This window comes from Salmonella sp. SAL04202 (assembly GCF_046550775.1).
Taxonomy (GTDB): domain Bacteria; phylum Pseudomonadota; class Gammaproteobacteria; order Enterobacterales; family Enterobacteriaceae; genus Salmonella; species Salmonella enterica.
Window position 1 is genome coordinate 146367 of record NZ_JBGDXK010000005.1, and the last position, 23610, is coordinate 169976.

The 23610-nt window shown below is 54.7% G+C and carries 16 protein-coding genes; 6 read left to right on the forward strand and 10 right to left on the reverse strand.

Annotated elements, in window-relative coordinates; translation table 11 throughout:
• Positions 1–4: 4 nt before the first annotated feature.
• Positions 5–1594, reverse strand: coding sequence for an STY4199 family HEPN domain-containing protein (locus ACLJQJ_RS18750; protein ID WP_063808777.1), 1590 nt, complete (start codon positions 1592–1594; stop codon positions 5–7).
• A 280-nt stretch (positions 1595–1874) separates the two neighbouring features.
• Between ACLJQJ_RS18750 and ACLJQJ_RS18755 the strand changes: the two genes are divergently transcribed.
• The gene (locus ACLJQJ_RS18755) at positions 1875–2231 is read left to right on the forward strand and encodes a glycoside hydrolase family protein (protein WP_001120252.1); all 357 of its coding nucleotides are present in this window, start codon (positions 1875–1877) and stop codon (positions 2229–2231) included.
• 5 nt (positions 2232–2236) lie between these two features.
• On the opposite strand, the gene ACLJQJ_RS18760 is transcribed toward ACLJQJ_RS18755, so the two are convergent.
• Positions 2237–2839, reverse strand: coding sequence for a response regulator transcription factor (locus ACLJQJ_RS18760; RefSeq protein ID WP_001196081.1), 603 nt, complete (start codon positions 2837–2839; stop codon positions 2237–2239).
• A gap of 369 nt (positions 2840–3208) precedes the next feature.
• Between ACLJQJ_RS18760 and ACLJQJ_RS18765 the strand changes: the two genes are divergently transcribed.
• The 4 genes from ACLJQJ_RS18765 to ACLJQJ_RS18780 all read left to right on the forward strand — a co-directional run bounded on the left by ACLJQJ_RS18765 (position 3209) and on the right by ACLJQJ_RS18780 (position 7143).
• Positions 3209–3379, forward strand: coding sequence for a hypothetical protein (locus ACLJQJ_RS18765; RefSeq protein ID WP_153246886.1), 171 nt, complete (start codon positions 3209–3211; stop codon positions 3377–3379).
• Positions 3380–3469: 90 nt separating this feature from the next.
• The gene (locus ACLJQJ_RS18770) at positions 3470–4369 is read left to right on the forward strand and encodes a LysR family transcriptional regulator (RefSeq protein ID WP_000358042.1); all 900 of its coding nucleotides are present in this window, start codon (positions 3470–3472) and stop codon (positions 4367–4369) included.
• Positions 4370–4441: 72 nt separating this feature from the next.
• Complete coding sequence (gene yhjD, locus ACLJQJ_RS18775) at positions 4442–5470, forward strand: inner membrane protein YhjD (RefSeq protein ID WP_000191231.1); 1029 nt, start codon at positions 4442–4444, stop codon at positions 5468–5470.
• 350 nt (positions 5471–5820) lie between these two features.
• On the forward strand, positions 5821–7143 hold the full coding sequence (locus ACLJQJ_RS18780; RefSeq protein ID WP_001148981.1) for an MFS transporter: 1323 nt from the start codon (positions 5821–5823) through the stop codon (positions 7141–7143).
• A gap of 39 nt (positions 7144–7182) precedes the next feature.
• Here ACLJQJ_RS18780 and ACLJQJ_RS18785 read toward each other — a convergent pair whose 3' ends face one another.
• Together ACLJQJ_RS18785 and pdeH are read right to left on the reverse strand one after the other, a co-directional pair.
• Positions 7183–9243 (reverse strand): AsmA family protein, encoded by a 2061-nt coding sequence (locus tag ACLJQJ_RS18785; protein ID WP_000158671.1) that lies wholly within the window; start codon positions 9241–9243, stop codon positions 7183–7185.
• Between the two features lie 109 nt (positions 9244–9352).
• Positions 9353–10120 (reverse strand): cyclic-guanylate-specific phosphodiesterase, encoded by a 768-nt coding sequence (gene pdeH, locus ACLJQJ_RS18790; RefSeq protein ID WP_000595624.1) that lies wholly within the window; start codon positions 10118–10120, stop codon positions 9353–9355.
• 228 nt (positions 10121–10348) lie between these two features.
• Between pdeH and ACLJQJ_RS18795 the strand changes: the two genes are divergently transcribed.
• The gene (locus tag ACLJQJ_RS18795) at positions 10349–11278 is read left to right on the forward strand and encodes a sugar kinase (RefSeq protein WP_063808776.1); all 930 of its coding nucleotides are present in this window, start codon (positions 10349–10351) and stop codon (positions 11276–11278) included.
• Positions 11279–11331: 53 nt separating this feature from the next.
• On the opposite strand, the gene ACLJQJ_RS18800 is transcribed toward ACLJQJ_RS18795, so the two are convergent.
• The 6 genes from ACLJQJ_RS18800 to bcsB form a co-directional block, all read right to left on the reverse strand.
• A complete protein-coding gene (locus ACLJQJ_RS18800; RefSeq protein WP_001163182.1) occupies positions 11332–12819 on the reverse strand; it encodes a M16 family metallopeptidase in 1488 nt (495 codons plus the stop codon).
• Positions 12820–13038: 219 nt separating this feature from the next.
• Positions 13039–14325 (reverse strand): C4-dicarboxylate transporter DctC, encoded by a 1287-nt coding sequence (gene dctA, locus ACLJQJ_RS18805; protein ID WP_000858228.1) that lies wholly within the window; start codon positions 14323–14325, stop codon positions 13039–13041.
• Between the two features lie 157 nt (positions 14326–14482).
• Positions 14483–16489 (reverse strand): biofilm formation regulator HmsP, encoded by a 2007-nt coding sequence (gene hmsP / locus ACLJQJ_RS18810; RefSeq protein WP_001266363.1) that lies wholly within the window; start codon positions 16487–16489, stop codon positions 14483–14485.
• Positions 16490–16662: 173 nt separating this feature from the next.
• Positions 16663–20205, reverse strand: a complete 3543-nt coding sequence (gene bcsC, locus ACLJQJ_RS18815) for a cellulose synthase complex outer membrane protein BcsC (protein ID WP_058682479.1) — start codon at positions 20203–20205, stop codon at positions 16663–16665.
• Entirely contained in the window at positions 20187–21296 is a 1110-nt protein-coding gene (gene bcsZ / locus ACLJQJ_RS18820) for a cellulose synthase complex periplasmic endoglucanase BcsZ (protein ID WP_000988802.1), read from the reverse strand. The genes bcsC and bcsZ overlap by 19 nt, the downstream gene beginning before the upstream one ends.
• A 3-nt stretch (positions 21297–21299) precedes the next feature.
• Positions 21300–23600 (reverse strand): cellulose biosynthesis cyclic di-GMP-binding regulatory protein BcsB, encoded by a 2301-nt coding sequence (gene bcsB / locus ACLJQJ_RS18825; RefSeq protein WP_063814083.1) that lies wholly within the window; start codon positions 23598–23600, stop codon positions 21300–21302.
• Positions 23601–23610 lie beyond the last annotated feature (10 nt).

Sequence of the window (23610 nt, forward strand, 5' to 3'; positions counted from 1 at the left end):
GGCCTCAGTGAATCGCATCATAAATGGCTGACTGAATTTTCAGCCATTTTTTATTGTCTGCGCTGGGCCGGGCCTGAGCGCGCAGTCGGGCCTGCTCCGTATCGTGCTGCTGGCGCGTCACAACAGCCGGAACGGTGCAAAACGTTTGCAAATAGGTTTTATGCATCGCGGTCAGCGGCGCGCCGCTCGACATGTCATGACTTAACGTTGTGATAAATCGTCGGCAGGGTTTGACCTCATCCATCAGCGCGGGATAACGCAACAACAGTTGCAGCACCTCGGTATGTCCTGCCGCAAACGCCTGCTCCGTCCACGCGAGCTGCCAGTTCATTCCGCCCTGGAGGAACAGCGCCGTCACCCGCGTATCATTGCGCTCTATCGCCGCCCGCATGGTAAACGCATCCCAGGTAATCCCCATATGATTGAGCGTTTCCCGCGCGGAAGGCGCCTCGCGCGGCGGTTCATCCTGCGCCATTGCGGGAGCTTGCCCGTTATCGGAGCCTGGCGACGACGAACTAAATAGCCAGAACGCGCCCGCCAGTATCGCCAGCGTCATGACGCCAACCGCGCCCCACAAAGCGCCGGAAATAAGTTGCTCACGCTCTTCAGGCGTACGCGGAGGCCGCTTACGCGGTGGTTCTATGCTCTCGCTAATCTCATGCTTATCTCCCCCGGCCTGCCGATCTTTAAGCCGCGCGGTTTCCCAGAACTGGCGCAATTCACGTTCATCCGCCAGCAGAAACGAAGCGGGATTCACGCGGGTACGTTTTTCGGCATAGGCGCGCTGGATGGGCCGAACGATTTGCTGATACTGAACGTTTAGCAGCATAAGCTGCGCTGAGGTGAGCGGCTGCCTGGCGATAACCTCGTTTCGCGCGAGGCGGCAATCATCCAGAAACATACGCAGAGTGGTGCGCGACTCGGCGAACAGCGTTAACGCTGAGGCGTCATTAAAAATTCTGACGTAATGACGGGCAAACAATTTTTTATCGACCACCATAAGCGCCAGTTCGCTGAACAACATGCCCTCCAGCGCATGTTGATCTTCTCCCTGTTTTAACCACTGGCGCAAACGGTCCGGGCCAAAATGTTGCTTGAGGTAGTGATTCAGCGACGCCCGATCCGGCCATGCGCGCGCAATAAGCGCTTTTAACGTCAGTTCTATCGCCCGAAGCTGACGCTGCGCCTCAAGATGCGCCTCCTGGTCGGGGTCTTCCAGCTCAGTTTGATACGTCAGTAGCGGCTGCTGCTGACGTAGATGTTCCAGCGAGGTGACAAAACGCAACGCGGCAAGGAGTTGATTTTCGCTCACCTCTTGCCCGCTGTCATACTGGGGAACATGCTGCTGAAGGTGACGCAGTTGCAGCATAAACTGGCTCAACTGCGCGTCATTTATCCGCAATTTTTTCGCCACCGCGCCCCAACCGCCCAGGTTAAGACGCGCCTGCTCAAGTTGTTCCATGAACCACCGGGGCTCTTTTCCCTCGGTGGTATGAATACCCAGCAGCAGCAGGATTTCTATTGATGCCTGGCGGATAATCCCCAGGCTATGTTCAAAAGGCGCGTGTGTCGCCTGCGAAGCGCTATTCGTCATTATCTTCCCTAAAAAGACGATCCCGCGACGAGATCTTCGTTTTCTTTTAATTATGTTTTTTCATAGATATAACAGATTCAGCCACATTTCAGTGACTTAATCTTAATGATTGCAAATTTATAAGAAGATCGGTTACTAACCAAAAACATCAGTTTTTCATTCTGTCAACGCGGCGTGACGCTGAACGGCATAGACCTTTTCCCTGCCTGCGTTTGGCCGTCTGACCGCTAGCCACGCATGCAGCACACTTTATAATCGCGCTTTTTATGAGAAAGATGCCATGCCGCACATTTCATCTCGCTTTAGCTCCGCCTGCATCGCGTTTATTAAACAGTGGCAGGGTCTGTCGCTGGAAAAGTATCGCGATCGGCAGGGTAACTGGGTGATTGGTTACGGGCATATGTTGACGCCGGATGAGACGCTGACGTTCATTACGCCCGAACAGGCGGAGGCATTCTTGCTGGATGACCTCAATAGCTGCGATATGCTGCTACAGAATTGTTTGCCGGAACTTAATGATCGGTTTCAACGCGAAACGCTTATTGCGCTGATGTTCAGCATCGGACATCAGCGTTTTTTATCATTAATCAATACGGGTGATATTTCACAGCCAGAAATAAGCGGGCTGCGAATTTAACGTCGTTAATTCGATTCATTTAACATCATGGCGGCCTGGGTACGATTTTTTACATCCAGCCGCCGGTAAAGCGACTCCAGATGCGCTTTAACCGTCCCGGTACTAATATTTAACGCCCGCCCAATTTGTTTATTTGATTCTCCTGCGGCAAGCATCTGTAAAATTTCCCGCTGGCGGGCGCTTAACGCTTTTATATCACGGGACTCCAGCTCCGTTGAATTTAACCAATCCCCCGGTAAAAACATCATCCCGCGAGCGACAGCATTGAGCGCAAGGACAAAGGTTTCGGCATCAGAATCGCGTGGCACCACGGCCTGAACGTTAAATTGCATGACTTCATGCAGCCACTTTTGACTGCCATCCATCGCCGTGATAATAATCTTCACCTCCGGAAATTGCTGCGCGATTCTTTGTAACACCTCGCGGCAAAATTCAGCATCCAGGCCGCTATCCAGCATGACCAGCGCATCCGGCGCGCTTTCTATTTTTTGCCAGAGTTCTTCTGCCTGACCGACACTCTGGATACTTATTCCTGGAATGTGCTGCTGCAAACTGATTTTCATTCCATGAATAAATATTGACTGCCTGTCAAACATGATTACCTGCATTACTTTTCTCCACCTGGGTAAGATAATAGTCTCAAGATGAGGAAGGGTATTACCCGTAGGGTAAAATAAGAAGTCGCCATTTGGTATAGGCCATTTTACCGATAGTCATTGGTTGAGGAAGGGAAAGGTTATGAATATTTACAGCTTCAACATCGGGATTACAGAATTCGCTAAAATTAGCCTTTTAAAGTAAGGAATATCTTATTAGCGCGAACAGCCAAGGCTAATTTGAATATTAATTTAATAAAGAGTACGCCTGGCGCGTCACAAAGGAAATATCTGCTTTTCACCTGATGTGTTACAAAAAATAAAGTAGCACATTTTGTTAAAAAATTAATCAATCCGCCTAAAAACCGCGACGATGGGTCAATGACAATACCGTGTATGTACATGCATTTCTCTGCCCCACTACACCCGCTGTTATCGGCGTGTTTTACCGCCCTCGTCCCGTTTATCGGCTTTTTGGCGCTAAAAGCCTGGCCGGAAGGCGATAAATCCGCCGCGCAACGCAATCAGACGTATTCGTCACGCGAGCAATGATTGCGAAAGGGCTTATTAGATGCTAGAAAATCAATAAAACCAGCCGCTTCAGCGTCACTGTTTCAATAAGAACAATAATAGAGCCTGATGATGGATAAAATATATGCAATGAAATTGTTTGTACGCGTGGCGGAACGGGAAAGTTTTTCCCGTGCAGCAGAGGATATCGGCCTTCCCAAAGGCAGCGTCTCACGGCAAATACAAGCGTTAGAACATCAACTGGGCATCCGCCTGCTCCACCGCACCACCCGGCGGGTACAGCTTACTCAGGACGGAATGGTTTACTACGAACGGGCAAAAGATCTGTTGAGTAACCTGGATGAACTGGAGGGTCTTTTCCAGCCTGATCCCGCCAGTATCAGCGGCAAAATACGGGTAGATATACCGCCATGTCTCGCAAACAGCCTTATCATGCCGCGCCTGCCCACTTTTTTGCATCAGTATCCCGGCATTGCGCTGGAACTTTGTAGTAGCGATCGACAGGTCGATTTACTACGGGAAGATTTCGACTGTGTGGTGCGTACAGAGCCGCTACATGCGCCGGGGATACTGACGCGCCCGCTTGGCAAACTGAGAAGGGTGAACTGCGCCAGCCCACAATACCTGGCGCGCTTTGGGTATCCAGAAAACCTTGACGACCTCGCCTCACATGCGATGGTGCATTATTCATTGACCCCGGGAGTCTCTTCACCGGGTTTTGCCTTCGAAACGCCCCACGGTATGCAGTGGGTAAAAACCGGCGGAATGCTAACGGTAAACAGTACGGAGACCTGGCATACGGCCTGTCTGGCAGGATTAGGGATCATTCAGACGCCGCGCATTGCTGTACGGGAGGCGTTACGCGCCGGAACGCTCATTGAAATTTTACCGCAATATCGCGCCGCTCCACTGCCGGTGACGCTGCATTATCCCCATCGCCGTAATCTTTCCCGCCGGGTACACCTGTTTATGGTATGGCTGACTGAAACCATTAAAGAAGCCGCAGAGTAGCCGCATTTTCAGCATCCACCGGGGAGAAGCTATACTGACATATTCTATTAATGATGAAGGACTACCGACCTGATGACGCAGGAAAATGACGTAAAACGCCCTATTCAGGAACTGGAGCACGACCCGATACAAAAAATAGAAACGCAGCCGCATGACGCCCCGGAAAAAAACGAAAAGGCAAATCAGGCGTTGCATTCCGTCACCACCCTGATGCAAAAAATTCAGCGTCAACCGATGGTGGCCCACCTCATTCGCGCGACCGAACGTTTTAACGATCGACTGGGTAATCAGTTTGGCGCGGCTATCACCTACTTTTCGTTTCTGTCGATGATCCCGATAATGATGGTGTCCTTTGCCGCGGCAGGTTTTATCCTCGCCTCGCACCCTAATCTACTGGAAGATATTTTCAGCAAGATATTGATGAATGTGAGCGATCCTACGCTGGCGTCCACGCTTAAAAATACGATTAATACGGCGGTTCAACAGCGTACCACGGTAGGGCTGGTCGGACTGGGTATCGCGCTCTATTCCGGCGTTAACTGGATGGGCAACCTGCGGGAAGCGATTCGCGCCCAGTCACGGGACGTCTGGGAGCGCAAGCCGCAGGATCAGGAGAAAATCTGGCTCAAATATCTGCGCGATTTTATCTCGCTGATTGGATTATTAATCGCTTTAATCATTACGCTGTCCATTACTTCCATCGCTGGTTCCGCCCAGCAGATGATCATCTCCGCCTTGTACCTCGACAGCATCGAATGGTTAAAACCGGCCTGGCATTTGATCGGTCTGGCCATCTCTATTTTTGCCAACTATCTACTTTTTTTCTGGATTTTCTGGCGACTGCCTCGCCATCGTCCCCGTAAAAAAGCGTTGATTCGCGGGACATTTATCGCCGCTATCGGTTTTGAGGTGATTAAAATCATTATGACCTATACGCTGCCGTCACTGGTGAAATCGCCTTCCGGCGCGGCGTTTGGCTCCGTACTCGGTCTGATGGCATTCTTCTACTTTTTTGCCCGCCTGACGTTATTCTGCGCGGCCTGGATAGCCACCGCCGAATATAAGGACGACCCGCGAATGCCGGGTAAAACGCAACGCTAGTCTGCGGCTTGCTGCCGAATGGCACGCACGGCGTCGTCATTCGGCCTACTGGCGTGTAGTCCCAGGCCGGGCAAGCAAAGCGTACCCGGCGGTACAATCAGGCACGTCCTTCCGCCTCATCTCATTGTTTCAGCATATAAATCCAGTAATTAACTTTTATTTAACCCGAAACCAGTTTTATCCACCAATTCTAAAATTATGTGAAGCATTTCATAGACGCAAAATGGCTGGCTTAAACATTATCCCCTTTTTGCGCTTTTTTTGACCATTTTTGGCTTTTGTTACACATTGAAATATAACTTTTGCTGTGCGTAATATGGCTATTCGTTCGCTAAAAATAAGAAAATAGTATGCAAGCAACCGCCACAACACTCGACCATGAGCAGGAACATGTTCCGGTAAACTCACGCAATAAAGTCGTTATTGCCTCGCTTATCGGCACCGCGATTGAGTTCTTCGACTTCTATATTTACGCCACCGCTGCGGTGATCGTGTTCCCCCTTATCTTCTTCCCCCAGGGCGATCCCACTGCGGCAACGCTACAATCGCTCGCCACCTTCGCTATCGCGTTTGTGGCGCGTCCGATTGGCTCTGCGCTATTCGGCCACTTCGGCGACCGGGTAGGCCGCAAAGTCACGCTGGTGGCTTCGCTGCTGACGATGGGGATCTCCACGGTCATTATCGGTCTGTTACCGGGCTACGCGACGATAGGTATTTTCGCGCCGCTGCTGCTGGCGCTGGCGCGTTTCGGTCAGGGACTGGGGCTGGGCGGCGAATGGGGCGGCGCGGCGTTATTAGCGACGGAGAATGCGCCGCCGCGCAAACGCGCGCTGTATGGCTCCTTCCCGCAGTTGGGCGCGCCGATCGGCTTCTTTTTTGCCAATGGCACCTTCCTGTTGCTCTCCTGGCTGCTGACCGACGAGCAGTTTATGAGCTGGGGCTGGCGCGTGCCGTTTATCTTCTCGGCGGTGCTGGTGATTATCGGCCTGTATGTGCGCGTGTCGCTGCATGAAACGCCGGTGTTTGCGAAAGTCGCCGCAGCGAAAAAACAGGTAAAAATACCGCTGGGCACGTTGCTGACGAAGCATGTCCGCGTAACCATTCTCGGCACGTTTATTATGCTGGCGACCTACACGCTGTTCTATATCATGACCGTCTATTCCATGACTTACAGCACGGCCGCCGCGCCGGTGGGGCTTGGCTTGCCGCGCAATGAAATACTGTGGATGCTGATGATGGCGGTGATTGGTTTCGGCGTGATGGTGCCCGTCGCCGGCCTGCTGGCGGACGCATTTGGCCGTCGGAAAAGCATGGTCATCATTACCACGCTCATCATTCTCTTCGCGTTGTTCGCCTTTACCCCGCTGCTGGGTTCAGGCAATCCAGCGCTGGTATTCGTGTTCCTGTTGTTAGGCCTGAGCCTGATGGGGCTGACCTTCGGCCCAATGGGAGCGCTGCTGCCGGAGCTATTTCCGACGGAAGTGCGCTATACCGGCGCATCGTTTTCCTACAATGTGTCATCGATTCTGGGCGCTTCCGTCGCGCCGTATATTGCCGCATGGCTGCAAAGCCACTACGGGCTGGCGGCGGTAGGGGTTTACCTGGCGTCAATGGCGGCGCTGACGCTGATTGCACTGCTGTTAACCCATGAGACGCGTCATCAGGCGTTGTAATAGGGCGCCGGATGGCGTCATCCGGCGCTACGTTTCACGTTACTGCTTCATCTGCGTTAAAATCGTCCGGCACTGATTGGCTTCGCCTTCAGAGGGCGAAATGAGCGCCAATAGCGCGGCGGCGGGCGTTACCAACGTCGCCAGCGCTGCCGCAACCGCGCCGCGCGCAATCAGCGGGCCGGGCTTGACGCCCGCCTGCGGATTTTTAAATGTCCCGCGCACGTACAGCGGCGATCGCAGCGTAATAATACGAATCCCCTTACTTTCCGGATCAATGGTTAAATCGAGCTGTTCAGAGGCGAAGCTCGCCGTACCAGTCACGTTAATCAACGCATTTTCTGTATCAAAAGCAAAAATTTGCGGTCGCGCCACGCCGTTCGCAATATTGAGATTCGCCGCCGCGCAGTTAACCCGCACTTCGTCATCGCCAAAAATCTGCCCGACAATATAGTTGCCGACGTTCAGCCCCACGATTTCCATCAGGTTGCGGCTAATCAATCCATCATTCATCAATAATTTCAGATTGCCGTTACTGTTGCCAAGCAGCGCGGCGACCGAGTTGCCCGTCCCGCGAATATCCGCATCGCCGTTCAGCTCGCCCAGCGTTTTCTGCATCAGCTCCACATCCGGCATCAGTTCTTTAAGCTTCAGCCGACGCGCCTGTATATCCGCCCGCCCCTGCATTGGCTTTTTATCCCCTTCCAGATGGATGTTGGAGACAATACTGCCGCCTGCCAGACCAAACTTCAGCGGCTGTAGACGTAAGTCGGCGTTTTTCAGGATGATATGGGTCGAAAGATCGCTAATCGGTAGACTGCCGCCATGCTCAATACGTCGGCCTTTAAACCGGACATCGGCGTCCATAACGTCCCATTTGTCGGTTTCAAAGCGATCGTAAGGCAACACTTTATCCGCCGGCTGAACATTCTTCTCGCCTTTGCGCTGTTCAGACCGTTTCGACTGCTCAGCGTCTTTCCCGGAATCCACGCCAATCAGCGGCCCAAGATCGGCCAGTCGTAACTGGCGCGATTCGACATCGCCTTCCAGTTTAGGGCGCGGTTTACCGGTGGTATAAGTGAGGGAGCCGTGGATATCACTGTCGCCAATGCGCCCGTTAAAACCGCGATAATCAAATACCGATGACTTTTCGGCGTCAATTTTCGCCACCAGTCGCCCATCGGTCTCAAACGGCGGCGTATCCGGCAGCAGCACGCCGGTTAAATCATATAAATCGCCCAGTGAATCGCCAGAGAATTTAAGCCGCAGATCGACGCCGCCCATTTTCATCGGCTCGTTCACCACGCCGCTAAAAGCCACCCGCGTGTTGCCAGAGCGGAAATCGGCCTGCACAGGAAAAGGCGTACTTTCGCTGCGTAGCGCCAGCATACCGCCTATTTTGCCCGTACCGGTCAACGGTTCCCCGTTATAACGCCCCTGCGCCTTCAGGCCGAAGACATAGTCGCCCACGCTGGATTTGTCTGCTTTGCCTTTCGTTCCCGTCACTTCGCTGAACGGCAACGGTTTGCCTAACGGATCGATCAGAATAGTGATATCCGCCTTGCTGACCTTATCATCGATCGCGATTCGCCCCTGGTCGAAGAGAATATTATCCAGCCGGAAGGACCAGGCGGAAGGTTTAGCATTGGGGTCCGTATTCTTGTCTTGCGCGAGGTTAAAGGTCCAGTTATTGGTTTTCTCGGACAGACGAATAAGACGCGCGTCGGGTTTCACCAGTTTGATCCACGGCAGCCAGACGGTTTTGGTCAGGAGCGCCAGTGGGGCAAGCGTCGCCTCAACGCGTGGCAGATGCACCATCGTAACTTCCGGAATATCCGGCGGATTGCCGAGAATGACGTCTTCCGCGTGAACATGCGGCCACGGTACCCAGCTTCGCCAGCCGGTCTCCTGTTTTTGGCGTTCCCACACCACGCCTAAATCGCCGCGAATAGCGAAAGGCCGGTTCAATTCGGTAGAGACTTTCTGGTTGATGGTCGGTTTGAGGCGGTTCCAGTCAAATGTTGCGATCAACAAAATCACTATGGCGATCAACAACAAGAAAGTCCCTGTGATGGCGGCGGTTATTTTGCCTGCTTTAGTCATGTGTTATTTCCTCACTTCTTCCCTTGCCTGTCCTAAAGATAGTTCAGCCAGACGAAAAAGGAGGATGACCGCGCCTCGTAATACCACGTATTACGGGAACAGTCTGGCGTTACAGGGTCAGAATCACCTCTTCGAGCGATATCAGCGGCACGGGTCGAGAAAGAAAATAGCCCTGGGCGGCAAAGGCGGGCGAACGCTGCACATCACGCCACTCTTCCAGCGTCTCCACGCCCTCGACAATAACGCCGCGGCAGTAGCGGTTCATCAGTTGCAGCAGCAGAGTGAACAGGTTGCGCCCCTCCGCGGACTGGCGCAGCATGACGAACAGCTCGCGCGCCACTTTAATGTAGTCATAACGCACTTCGCTCAGCGCTGAAAAATTGGCCATACCAGTACCAAAATCATCCAGCCACAGCGGGCCGAACTCACACATCGAGGCGAAAGAGGAGTCTTTCGGCAAACGAATATGTTCCACCAGTTCGAAACGCAGCCAGGGTAAGCGCTCCATCGCGGCCAGAATGTCCGGCTGTCGTCGCATGGCAATCAGCGTAGGGCCGTCGACATTGACTGATGCCAATAAGTGATGGCGAGTGAAAAAATCCGCTTTTTGTTCAAGCTGATGAAGTTGTTCTTTCACTACGTCAATGCGGTGTCGAACCGCTAACTCCGCGAAATAACGATCCGGGGCAATACGTCTGGAAGGGTTATCAGGATGGGTGACGACAGTGAGAAGTTCAACCGCCATCAGACGGCCATCCGTCTGGTATATCGGCTGGTAAGTATAGGCACGCTCGCATTGCAGCCAATAGCGCCGTTCCTGCAAATTCTCTATACCTGCATCAGGAACGCGTAGCTGCTGGATAACCTGCTTTATCATCTCAGTTGTCCTGTTAATGGGAGTGTGACTGTCCGGACTCGTCAAAGGTTATCGGCGTTCAGGCAGAGAACTTTACCCTCGGTCCCTGGCAAAATAAAAACAGCCCCCGAAACTTGTCAAAAATACGCACTTGCTCAAAAAAATAATGGACCGATGTTTTAATATTATTGACCACTAAACATCCACAGCGCACACTAACGCTAATTTTTACAGATCAGGTTCACGACTATGTCTAAAAAGATTGCCGTGATTGGCGAATGCATGATTGAGCTGTCGCAGAAAGGCGCTGATGTTCAGCGCGGCTTCGGCGGCGACACGCTGAATACCTCCGTTTATATTGCCCGTCAGGTCGATTCTGCCGCTCTGGCCGTTCACTATGTGACGGCGCTGGGTACCGACAGTTTCAGCCAACAGATGCTGGAGGCGTGGCAGCATGAAAATGTGGATACCTCGCTAACGCAGCGGATGGAAAATCGCCTGCCAGGCCTCTATTACATCGAAACCGATGACACTGGCGAGCGTACCTTCTACTACTGGCGTAACGAAGCGGCAGCGAAATTCTGGCTGGAGAGCGAACAGTCAGCGGCTATCTGCGAGGCGCTGGCGACCTTCGATTATCTCTACCTGAGCGGCATTAGCCTCGCGATTTTAAGCCCGACCAGCCGTGATAAGCTGCTGTCTTTATTGCGTGAATGTCGGGCCAACGGCGGGAAAGTCATTTTTGATAATAACTATCGCCCGCGTTTATGGACAAGTCGCGAAGAAACGCAGCAGGTCTATCAAAAGATGCTGGAATGTACTGATATCGCCTTCCTGACACTGGACGATGAAGACGCGCTATGGGGTCAACAACCGGTGGAAGAGGTCATTGCCCGCACCCATGCGGCAGGCGTGCAGGAAGTGGTGGTAAAACGCGGGGCGGACTCTTGCCTGGTCTCAATTCAGGGCGAGGCGCGCATTGACGTTCCGGCAGTGAAACTGCCGAAAGAGAAAGTGGTAGACACCACCGCCGCAGGCGACTCCTTCAGCGCCGGTTATCTGGCCGTTCGTTTGACGGGCGGCAGCGCGACGGATGCCGCGAAGCGCGGACACCTGACGGCCAGCACGGTGATTCAGTACCGTGGGGCTATTATTCCGCACGACGCGATGCCGCAGTAAGTCATTTGCTCTTGCCCGGTGGCGCTGCGCTTACCGGGCCGACAGGCGGCAGCTTACTGTGCCGCCGGTGTTTCCGTCACTTCCGGATGCGCCTCATCTGCTTCAACAGCGGCGGCAGTTGTCGGGACCATGATTTCATCCCACGTCGCCTTTAACGCCTTCATATTAAATTCCGGCTCGCCTTGCGGTTGCAGCAAAATTAATGCCATCTCCTGCGATAGCTGCTGACGTAGATTCTGATTGAGCATATCGACGGTCAGGCTGTTGAGGAAATTCTGGCGCAGCTTCTGATACTGCTCCGGCGCGATATCCACCACTTGATTCTGCAGCGAGCGCATACGCTGTCCAGTCAAAATGTCAGTATCGGTACGCGCGTAGGTCGCGAACAGCTTTTGCAATTCGAGATTTTTCTGCGCCACCAGCGCAGTAAACTCCTCTTCCGACAAACCTTTATCGCGTACTTTCGCCAGTTCATTCGCCACCAGGCTCAAATTGGTATTGAGCTTATCATTAGGTGATTCAATGTTGATGGCGCACTGCGCGCGCAGGAACAGAACCCGGCAGTCAAACCCCAGACCAATATCTTTCGCGTTATTTTTAGTAAGCTCTTGCTGGATATGCCAGAACAGCGCTTCGCGCGCCAGATCTGCCTGCCAGTAGCGCAACAGCGCCGCCGACTCGCGAATCGGTTGCCACGGCGTATCCCACATAATGGAGAGACGATCCTGGCGCACCGCATCGGTCATAATGCTCACTGATTCCGCCCGCAGCGGCGAAAGCGTCGGCACCGGGGCGGGCGTTTCGCGTTTACCTTTCAGCGTACCGAACGTTTTATTGATCTGCTCGGCGACGGAGCGCGCATCAATGTTGCCGACAACAATCAGCGTCATGGCATCCGGGGTGTACCATTTTTCATAGAAAGCCTGAATTTTGGCTGCGTCTACCGGTTGCTTTAACGGTTCCGCGGGATCGTGCCCCAATAACGCCGACCCTTTCAGCCGATAACGCCACCAGCCCTCTTTAGTATCTGCTGGCCACGTCGCAACCATATCTTCGCTGCTTAACGCATGATTCACCGTCTCTGGCGTAATGGTTAATTTACCGGAGACGTTAGCCAGATAGGTCAGCGCTTCTTTCAGCAGATCGTTACGGTTATTGGGTAAACTGAGGTTATAGAGCGTGGAATCATAAGAAACAATAACGGGCGGCATGGGACGTTTCGGATCAAACCCTTGCTGCCATAAAGAACGTGCCTGTGCGGCATCCAGACCACCGCTTTGCGTCAGCGCGATACGGGGAATCGCATGGCTGAACCCGCTCTGTTGCGTACTTTCGGTGAGCGAACCGGTATTAACCTGGAGACGAACTTCAATACGATCGCTGGGGCGCTGAGGCGTAGCCAACACTTGCCACTGTAACCCATTAGCCAGCGTCCCCTGTTGCCATGCCGGATCGGGCTGGAGCGCATCTGCCTGCACATAGCCGGCAGAGGCCAACATCAACAGACTGCCCGCTAAGAGTCGAATTTTTGTGCCCTGCATGTGAACCCCTGATCAACAATCCTGGTAATAAAAAGACAGCCCCGGCAGGGATGCCTGAATATGACGTAAAAACACTTCGTGTTAGACCGCAAGAACCTAAAAATGTCACGGAAGAAGTGAAATAATCCCTAAGCATCATGCTGTATGCTTTGGGCGCAGGGGTCAATTATGCGCAAACACCCGCAGTCCTGGAAGGGACTACGGGCATAAGTGGCGAGATTAGGAGGAAATTTCGTGCGTTTTGCCATCCGGCGCACGATTATTAAGCACATCGTCCAGCTTTTGGTGATCTAACTCTTTCACCCATTTGGCAACCACCACCGTCGCCACGCCGTTACCCACCAGGTTAGTCAGCGCACGCGCTTCGGACATAAAGCGGTCGATACCAAGGATTAACGCCAGTCCCGCAACCGGTAAATGGCCCACGGCGGAGATAGTGGCCGCCAGCACAATAAAGCCGCTTCCGGTCACGCCCGCGGCGCCTTTTGACGAGAGCAGCAGCACGACCAGCAGCGTTATCTGGTGGAAGATATCCATATGGCTGTTGGTCGCCTGGGCGATAAACACCGCCGCCATCGTCAGGTAGATAGAGGTGCCATCAAGGTTGAACGAATACCCCGTCGGGATCACCAGCCCCACCACCGATTTACGGCACCCCAGTTTTTCCATCTTATCGAGCATACGCGGCAACGCTGACTCGGAAGAGGAGGTGCCGAGCACAATGAGTAATTCTTCCCGGATATAGCGAATAAATTTAAAAATGCTAAAGCCCGTTACCCGTGCAATCGTCCCCAGCACCACCACCACGAAGAGAATACAGGTGATATAGAAGCAGATAATGAGCTGCCCCAGTTGCACCAGAGAACCGACGCCGTATTTACCGATGGTGAAGGCCATCGCGCCGAATGCGCCAATCGGCGCCAGGCGCATGATCATATTGATGATGCCGAAAATGACCTGCGAAAAACTCTCAATCACATTGAAAATGAGCTGGCCTTTGCTGCCCAAACGGTGCAGCGCAAAACCAAACAACACCGCAAACAGTAAGACCTGCAGAATGTTGCCGCTGGCAAACGCGCCGATCACGCTGCCCGGTATGACATCCATCAGGAAGGCAATAATGCCCTGCTCCTTGGCTTGTGCGGCATAAACGGCCACCGCCTGCGCATCCAGCGTTGCCGGATCGACGTTCATCCCGGCGCCAGGTTGCACAACGTTGACGATGATAAGACCGATAATCAGCGCAATCGTACTGACAATTTCAAAGTAAAGCAGCGCGACCGCGCCGGTACGGCCCACCGCCTTCATGCTTTCCATGCCTGCGATGCCCGTCACGACAGTACAGAAAATGACAGGAGCGATGATCATCTTAATGAGCTTAACGAACGCGTCGCCAAGCGGTTTCATTTGTGCGCCCAGTTCAGGATAGTAATGGCCAAGGAGAATACCAATGGCGATTGCTGTCAGGACCTGAAAATAAAGACTTTTGAACAGAGAGGTTTTCATAGGGTGTCCTTGAAGTAAAAACCACAGGTCTTGTAAGGTTATGAGTAACCTGCGGCCTTAAAATAACACCCACACAACATGACAGAAATGCGCCAGGATCATAATTGAAACAAAAATGTTAAAAAGTTTGAGCTGGCTCGCACAAGCGCGACCTTTTTTAACTTTTGTAATCAGGATTTTCGTGCGACAGATACCGTTCTTCAAAGATATCCGCGGGAACGGGCCGAGCAAACAGGAAGCCTTGCGCGACGTTGACTCCCGCCTGTTCCAGCCACGCGCGTTGCGCCTCGTTCTCCACGCCCTCGGCAATCAATTGTAAATTAAGACTGCGGGCCATCAGGATAATCGCCGTCACCATACTGTGATCATCCGGTAACCCATCGACAAACATTTTATCAATTTTAAGGATATCGACCGGTAGCGACTTCATATGCTGTAACTGGCGCAGCCCCGCGTAACCCATGCCAAAATCATCCAGTGCGATACGCACGCCAGCATTACGTAACGGACGTAAGATAGCGACGGCAGCGTGTGGATCGTCGATACGGCGGCTTTCAGTGACCTCAAGAATCAGCGTACCTGGTTGAATACGATAGCGATTTAACAATTCCAGCAGCTCCGACACCATGCCAGGGTGCATGAGCTGTAACGCGGAAAGATTGACGGAGAGCGGCAATGTCACGCCGCGCTCCTGCCAGGCGGCAAGCTGGCGACAGGACTCTTCCAGCACCCAATAGCCCACCGTGACCATCAGGCCGCAGGATTCAATGCGCTCAATCAGCCCCTCCGGCAATTCCCAGCTACCGTCCGGCTGCTGCATACGTAACAAGGCTTCGGCGCTTAATACGTTGCCGCTGCGCATCTCGACCTGTGGCTGCAGCCAAATGGCAAACTGATGATTATCCAGCGCGGTAAGGATATCGCTCTCTTCGGTAAGGCGCTGTTGAGCGGCCTCCATCTGCGCCGGGTCAAAGAACTGGATTTGATTTTTACCTTTTCGGCGCGCGGTAAACGCGGCGGAGACGGCGCGACCATAGAGCTCTTCGGCGGTCAGATCGCCATAATACATCGCAATGCCAATACTGCAGCTTGGGCGCAGTTGAATACCCTGGATGGGCAGTCGTTCATTAATGATAGTGAGTATTTGCTGACCTAATGTAATGGCGTGCCACGGCTCTTTAACGCCGTGGGCGATAATGGCGAAGTCATACCCGCTGACCTGCGTAAGCACCATGCGCGGCGCCAGCACCGACTTCAGCTTCTCAACCAGCGTCAGTAATAGAATCTCCCGCTGCGTTTCTTGCAGCACGCCTGCCGTGTCACGCAACGTTTCGCACGTCACGATGATAAGCGCGGTGGTCTGTTGGCGGGTGATAACCTGTTCCAGCAGCGCCATTAAAAAGGCTTTATTGGGCAGCTCGGAAACCGGAAAACGCATCGCGTTGTCCGTTTGCTCCTCGCGTTGACGCTGCATAAGCTGCTGGTTGAGGTTATAGCTGCGCACCAGCATCCCAATTTCATCATCCTGATGCAGACGCGGCAACGCCAGCTGATGTCCGATCAGCTCCTGCTGCGGAATGTCGTTCAGCTCGCGGGCGATTTTGCGCAGCGGATGCACAATCAGGCGGTTTACGCACCAGGCGATGGCCACCGTCAGGATCAGCGATAAAAGTAAGTAAATGGTCACTAACGTAGAGAGCGCACTCATGACGAACTTGTACATACGGTACGAATCCGCCTGCAATACAAGGTAGGCCAGCGGTTGCGGATTGGCAGGACGCTCCAACGAATAAACCGGCAAAGAAATTTGTACCGGCAGTTCGAAGAGACGCGTCACCATAACCGGGACGGGGCGTTCAGGAATGAAGCGCTTACGCAACGCCTGGAACTGATTCGGCAATACCACATCGGCGCGACTCACCACGCCCGCAGGTTTAATACTTTCCAGAATGGTTTCCGCGCCGGGGAGATCCGCTTTTAGAATCGCGGAAGAAAGAGGTTCCCGAACAGATCGCGCGATACTTTCCAGTTGCGTAGCCGTGTTGTAGCGGTTCTGCTGTACCAGATGGAACAACAAAACGGTGCAAAAGACAAAAACAAACACCATGACAACGGCCGCAACCATTGCCATCTGTTTAATTGTTAACGAGCGGCTGACGCGCAAATTGACTCTCCCTGGATATCCCGGACTGCCGCCTGAGTATACCCGATTGCAGCGGCATTAAGAGAGGCTGTATCTGAAAAGGACTTTTCTGAATAACGGTTAATGATAGCGTCTGATGGCGCTGCGCTTCTCAGGCCTACGACGCCTGTCAATACGTAGGCCTGACGCAATAATTACCAGTCAGCGTAAGGCACCAGAGGCTGCGGCGGTAAATCCATATCCCCCTGCCAGCCTGCCGCGGAATAACGGACATACAGCAGCAGATGACTGGGGGTATAGTCTTTCGCCTGCTGAATATCGACAGCCGTACCCACAAACCAGTTGGCAGTGACCCGGCGTTCAATGAGCGCCCGCGCGGTATAGCCAAATCCCTGGCTGCTACCGCCGCCGTTGGTCTGGTCACGCGCATCCTCCTGATAATCTGCCGGGATCAAATTCATCAGCGGATAACGCGGCATGGTACGGTTGCGGGAGTGCGACCAGGATACCGAGCCGCCTAACTCCCACGACCAGTTTTCCGTACGCTGCCGCCACATCACCGGCACCGCAAACGACAGGTATTCCTGCGGGCTATAATAACCGCCCTGACCCAGTGAATAACCGCTCAAATCTTTGTCGTAATGCCAGATCATGTTATTCAGCCCGACGGTAACGCGGCGGTTATTCTCGTTAATCACCTTATAGTAATAACCGGTCATCCAGCGCACGCGCCAGTTATCTTCCACATTTTTACCGCTCAACTGGTCGCCGCTGAGCGACGCCCAGACACCGTTTGCTTCGCCTTTATCATAGCTGAGACTGACGCCGCCGCCGTTGGCCCGCACGCCGCCCCATTTAGTGCCGGTATTGCTGCTGGCGTCCTTTTGTCCGCCAAACGCCAGCAGCGAGCTGGAGATCGGGCGACGATGCGCGTTCAGGGTATAACCCAACGGCCCGATATCGTCGCTGTAGCTGACGCCGCCGACCACATCAACGACATTAAAGCCCATCGGCGTCGTGCCGATATCCCAGCGCCAGGTCTCATTCTGCCAGCCGACCGCCACGCTCGCGCCCGTATCGGCCTGGCTACGATGTCCGCTGCATTTCTCCAGCGTACAGGTACCCCAGTTATTATCGTATTTTCCGTCCGCATCCGTAGAGAAACGGCCAACATCCATATTCACCATATCAGTACGAAAGAACGCCCGTCCGTCCGACCAGGGCGCATCCACCTGAAGCATCGTGGTATGCGCCTTCAGATCGGAGTAGCCGCCAGTCCCGCTCGACCCCCAATAATCGTGCGCCAACGTGACATTGAGATCCTGCTGACGGTACAACTCCGCCGCATCGCTACGCACGCCGCGTTTTAGCCAGTCATCTTTTTCATCATTGCGCGTCAGGCGGGTAAAGGTATCGTTATCCTGGGGACGAACCGGCGTAATCGCCGCGGCGACCATTGCGTCTTTGTAGGTCTCCAGCGCCCGCTGCGGCTCGCCCGTTTGCGCCTGAAAAGCGGCGGCGTCACGTAATACCATTGCGCTTTCCATTGATGGCGGCTGTGCTTTTGCCTGCGGCGTAATGCGGTTGAAGGTCCGCGCTGCCGCCGTGATATCGCCAAGCTGGAGCTGCGCCAGCGCGACGCGGCGCTGCATGTTAATAGAGGTGATTTGCGACGCAGGCAGCGCCGCCAGCTGAGCGCGCGCCGCAGCGTTATCGCCCTGTGCGATGTCGATTTCCACCCGCCCCAGCATGGCATCGACATTACCCGGTTCCCGCGCCAGAACGGCGTCATAAGCGGCGCGGGCCGCCACATTATCGCCACGCTGCTGCGCCCAGTCCGCCAACGTTAACGCAATGCGCGTAGAGGGCGGCTGCTGACGTAACAACGCTTCCGCTTCGCGTTCTTTGCCGCTATCGCGCAAGCGGTTAGCGCTTTCCAGCACCTGGTTACTTTGCAATCGGCCCGCCAGTTCCTGAATATTGCTGTTCCACTGGCTGGTCGGCAGGGTATTGAGATGCGCCAGCGCCGCCCGGTCCCGATCGCTGCCGGAAAGATAAAGTCCATAAGCATAGACCTGTTCCGGATCGTTTGGCTTCTGCTGCGCCAGAGAGCGCATTTGCGCATCGGCCTGGGCGTGCTGCCCGGCCTGCCACAGATCGCGTGACAGTCGGTACGTCACCCACACGCTCCCCGGATCTAATGCCAGCCGACGACGGTGCAGTTCTGCGGCCTGCGCCCATTTGCCCTCGCTTTCCAGCGTTTCCGCCTGCTGCGCCAGACGGTCATTTTCCAGACTGCGTTCGATATCGTCGATACTGCGCCGCTGGCTGGCGGAAAGAGAAGCGATAAACGCGGCGGCTTTTTGCGGCGACTGCTGGCGATAAAGATTCGCCAGCCCGCGTACAGCATTGGTATTACCGCTGTCCATACGCAGCGTCTGCTGATAATAACGTTCGGCGGCGGCATTATCTTTGCGCGCCATCGCCACATCCCCCAGCCCCAGTACCGCGTAGCTGTCGGTGTTATCCACTGCTCGCGCCTGCTGATAGAAACGCTCCGCCTGGGCCAGATTATTCGCTTTTAAGGCCGCGTCGCCCTGCTGAATTAACAGCCAGTAGCGATTGACCTTCAGCAGACTCTCCCACTTATCGCGACTGCTGCTGTGCGGCGCCATCGCCAGCGCCTTTTCAAACTGCGCTACGGCGCGGGCGCGATCGCCACGCTGTGAGTATGCCTGCCCCAGCGCGCCGACCGCCTCGCTGTCGTCCTGCCGGGCGCTCACCGCCTGCTGCAATTGCGCAATGGCCTTACCGCCTTCTCCGGCATTAACCGCCGCGATGCCCTGCGAGCGCGCGCGGAACGCCGGATCGGCTAACTGTTTTTGCTGCTCGCTAAGCTGGGCGCGGGCGGCAGACACGCTATCGCCTTCGCTAAACTGCGTCAGATAGTCTTGCAACGCTTTTACGCTGGCGTCGCTAACCGGGAGATCTTTTATCTGCTGGTACCAGATGGCGGAGGCCGCGCTGCGTCCCGTACTGGATTTCGCCATCTGTTTTAGCACCGCAAATCCCTCATCGCGCCGCCCACTGGCGAACAACAGTTGCGCCAGCGCATTTTGCAGAGCGTTATTACCCGGACTGACGGCATTGATTTTCTGTAGCTGGTTAATCGCTTCGTGACGGCGGGCGGGCAATTTCGCCACGGTCGTCCAGTATTCGACCGCCAGTTCGCCCTCCGGCGGATAACCTTTAAACAGCTTGTCGTAGCTGGCGATCGCTTGTTCAGTATGGCCGGTCGTCGCCAGTAAACGCGCCTCCTGCAAAGACTGGCGTCCTTGCGGCGTGGAGAGCAGCATCGCGGTGCGGGAAGATTGATACGCCGTCGACTCCGGCGCCAGTTGCGCCAGCCGGTCAAGTAGCTTCTGCGCCCCGTCGCTATCCCCCTGGCGCAACAGATAGCGGAAACGGGCGGCGATAACCTGTGGATCATTGGGGTCGATCAGCTCCAGGCGATAGAGCGACTGACGGACTAAGTCCTCACGGTGCGTGGCCTCGCCCAGCCGAACCTGCTCCAGCAACTGTTGCTGCGCGGAGGTCGCTGCGCCGGCAAGCGGTGTTAGCGCCATACCAAGCGATAAACCCAACAATGCCCGAGAAACGCCCCTTTTGCCAGGTAAGGCGTTTCGACCGCCAGCCGGCAAAAAAGCGTGCATGAGACTTAACGTGAACTTACGCATTCCTGGCCCCAGTCAGGTAATAATTCACCTTTGACGGTGAAGCGAAAACGGTGCTGATCCCAGCCTTGGCCAAAGAGAGTCAGCACATAGTTGTAATAGGCATCGCTGCCAGGAAAATGGTCTGCGACCCGCTGTCGCTGCACGGCCTGGGCGTCGCGATTTTGCAGGAAAGGCAGTAAAGCGGCGGAAAACCCGACCGGCCCCGTCCCTTGCGCGTTCCCGCTGACGACATCCACTTTCTCCGGTGGAACGCCGTTTTTCATCGTTAACGTCGCCATCGGTTTAAATCGCGCCAGTAAACGCGCTTTTTGCGGATCGCCATCATGCATCATTCCCGCCCATAAATAGACGCGAATCGCATCGTAGCTACTGATCAGCGTCTTTTCCGCTTTCAACTGCCAGCCTTGCTTGCTTTCATAACGCACCCAGTCCGGCGAGAAACCTTTCGGCGCGGTTTCCAGCAAAAGCCGCAAATTGGTTTCCCGTAACGTCGACCACGGCGCGCCAAAACGGCTAAAGTATTGCGCCAACTGCGGCGGCAGATAGCTTGGGTTAAAACGCCAGCTATTCGCCTCGGCAAAGCCGATTTTGCCAGGTAGCAGCATTGAGCCCAGCCCCGGCACATTCACGACCTCTTCGCGGGCGATGCGTTTTAGCAACGCCGTACCCACCTCGGTATAACGCGTCTCTTTCCACAGACGACCGGCCTCCAGCAGCGACCATGCCATCCAGATATCGCCGTCGGACGCGGAGTTGCTGTCCAGCACCGACCAGGTGTCGGGATCTTTTTGTCCCCACAGCCAGGCGGGCAGATGTTCACGCAGCGATCCCTGCGCCAGATTGTTTTGCGTCCAGTTAAACAGTTGCGCGAACGCCGGTCGATCGTTCGCTGCCAGGGCAAAGAACATGGCGTAGCTTTGCCCTTCGGAGGTGGTAATTTTTCGCGCATCGCCCGGATCGATAACGCGTCCCTGCTGGCTAATGTAATCTTTCTTGAACTGTTCCCACGCAGGCCAGCTACAGGCCGCCTGCGCATTTATTGCCGTCAGCATGACGATCATCGTTATCCATCCGCGCAGCATAGTCATCATGCGTTACTCATGGTCAGGGTCGAGACGACGGCGACTGAGAATACGTAGCAGACGCCACAATACCCACGCCAGTAATACCACACTGAGGGCCGCCAGTACCGCCAGCAGCACCGGGTGATTCGCCAGCGCATACCACAGCCGCTCAAACCACGGCAGATGTCCGACGTAATAGATATCGCCAACGCGCAGACTGTGAACGCCGGACTCGCGGATCACCGCCACGGAACCAAACATCGCGGCACGTTTACCGCTGTCGTTCACGGCGTCGTTCAGTAGCTGGTAGCCGCGCGGGCTGTCAGCCAGCAGAGCAATCACGCTGCGCTGATCATTAAACGGCGACTGGAAGCCCACCACCGCCGCCATCGGGCCGCTGGCGGTGACGGTGGACTGCGCATCCGCCGCGCGATCGGCCTCATCCGGCATAATCGACGGGAAAGCGGTCTGCCGCATCGGGGTTTTTACCCAGCTTTGTGTCGCCTGCACCAACAGATCGATACGCTTATCGTCTTTTAGCTTGCCCGGAATAGCGCCAATAATCAGCAGATCGGCGTCTTTGTCGGCTATCTGAGCGCTATCATCGGTGATGGTCAGATTAATTGCCGGGAAACCGGTCTGCCCGCCAATGGCGCCGACCGTATTCAGCAGCGTTTCCATTTGCGCTTCGGTTGGGGTCTTCGGCATCACCGCCAGCGTGTCAGACAGGTCGGCCATTCGGCTGAACGGGAAACCCGCATTGGCGAACGCGCGTAAATCCGGCATCGCGATAAAGTGGTAATATTTCGAAAAATCGATAGTGGAGTCATCCCCTATCACCACATGATTCGGTACCGGCTGGAAGGTAATACAGTTGTCCACCGACCCGCCCGGCATCGGGTTCATGTAGCGGAAGTCAAAACGTAGTTGGTTCATCGCCCCCAGTTTGAGCGCCGGAATAGACACATCCGTTTTACCATCCAGCAGTCCCTGAAGTACCGGCAGGCGCAACAGGAGTCGATTAGTTTCCTGCGTGCTGTTAAGGCTAAAGGCTTGCAGGAACTGGTTATTCAGACTGATATCCAGCCGTGAACTGTCTTTAGTCGGCGGCGAGGTATAACGGTAGTTGAGATCCATATCAATACCGTTGCTACGCAGCAAATAGAGGTCCGGCGGCAGATTCAAAGAAACGTTGATGGGCGCCGGCTCCAGCCCACTCGACTGGAGCTGCTCTTCATAGGTTTTCAGCTCGCCAAAAGTGACCGGGCGATCGGTACGCACCCAGTTCGGCGCATCATACGGTTTGCGCGCCAGCAGCGGTTTTACATCGTTGACCACCACGCTGGAACCACGGAAGAGAATATTCCCTTGCGCGATACCTTTTGCCGCCTGCAACAGGTCTTTATCATCTCGACCAAACACGATCAGCAACTTCACATACGGATTATCCGGATGGCTCATCATCTCGATAACCGGCGCGTTAACCGCAGGATGATCGCGCAGGAAATCGGGGCGTCGATCGTTGGTGGCGAACACGATCGCATTGCGATCCGGCAGGTGATTATACAACACCGGGAAGCGCTGACCGCGCCAGCCCGCCCGCGAGCCAAACCAGGACGCGACAATAGAAGCCGCCTGCTGCTGCGCCAGATCCGGCATGTCAGCAAACACTATCGGCAACGTCACCGGACGGTTATCCCGCGGATCAAAAAACGGCACCGGGAAGTGGGACAGATCGTTATTCACCGCCAGCATGTTATAGGTCAGATCCAGGGCGCTATTTCGCCCGATGTCTAACCACAGAGTACTGCTGGCCGGATTTTCACACACGTCGCGATAGTGGCCGACAAACTCCAGCCGCACCCGGTTAAAGTCGGTGATAAATAGCGGATTGATAGGTACCTGCGCCAGCGTCTTTTTCCCCAACTGCTCTTTTGTCACCGGCAGTACGCCCATCAGTTCATCATTGAGATAAACCTTGAGCTGCGACTGAACCGGCAGGAGCGACGGCGAGGGCGTATATTCCAGATTCAGCACCGCTTTCGACGCCACTTCATCGCTGCGCATACCAAATTCAATGCCGCCGTTAGGGTTAACGCCACGCAGCGCCATACTGCCCGGCGGCGGCGCGATTTGCGCAAAGGTCAGCTTGACCTCGCGCGAAGGCGCGGTTTGCGCCACGACGGGCGCCTCAGTTGCGGGCGACGGCGCAGGCTCGGTGGGTTCAGCATTTATCAATGGCGGCGTAGCAGGCGCCGCCGCCGTCATGAAAGCAGGAAACGCGCTTAATCCTATTACCGCCGCACAAATCCAGGACAATTTTCTTTTCATCGCATTATCA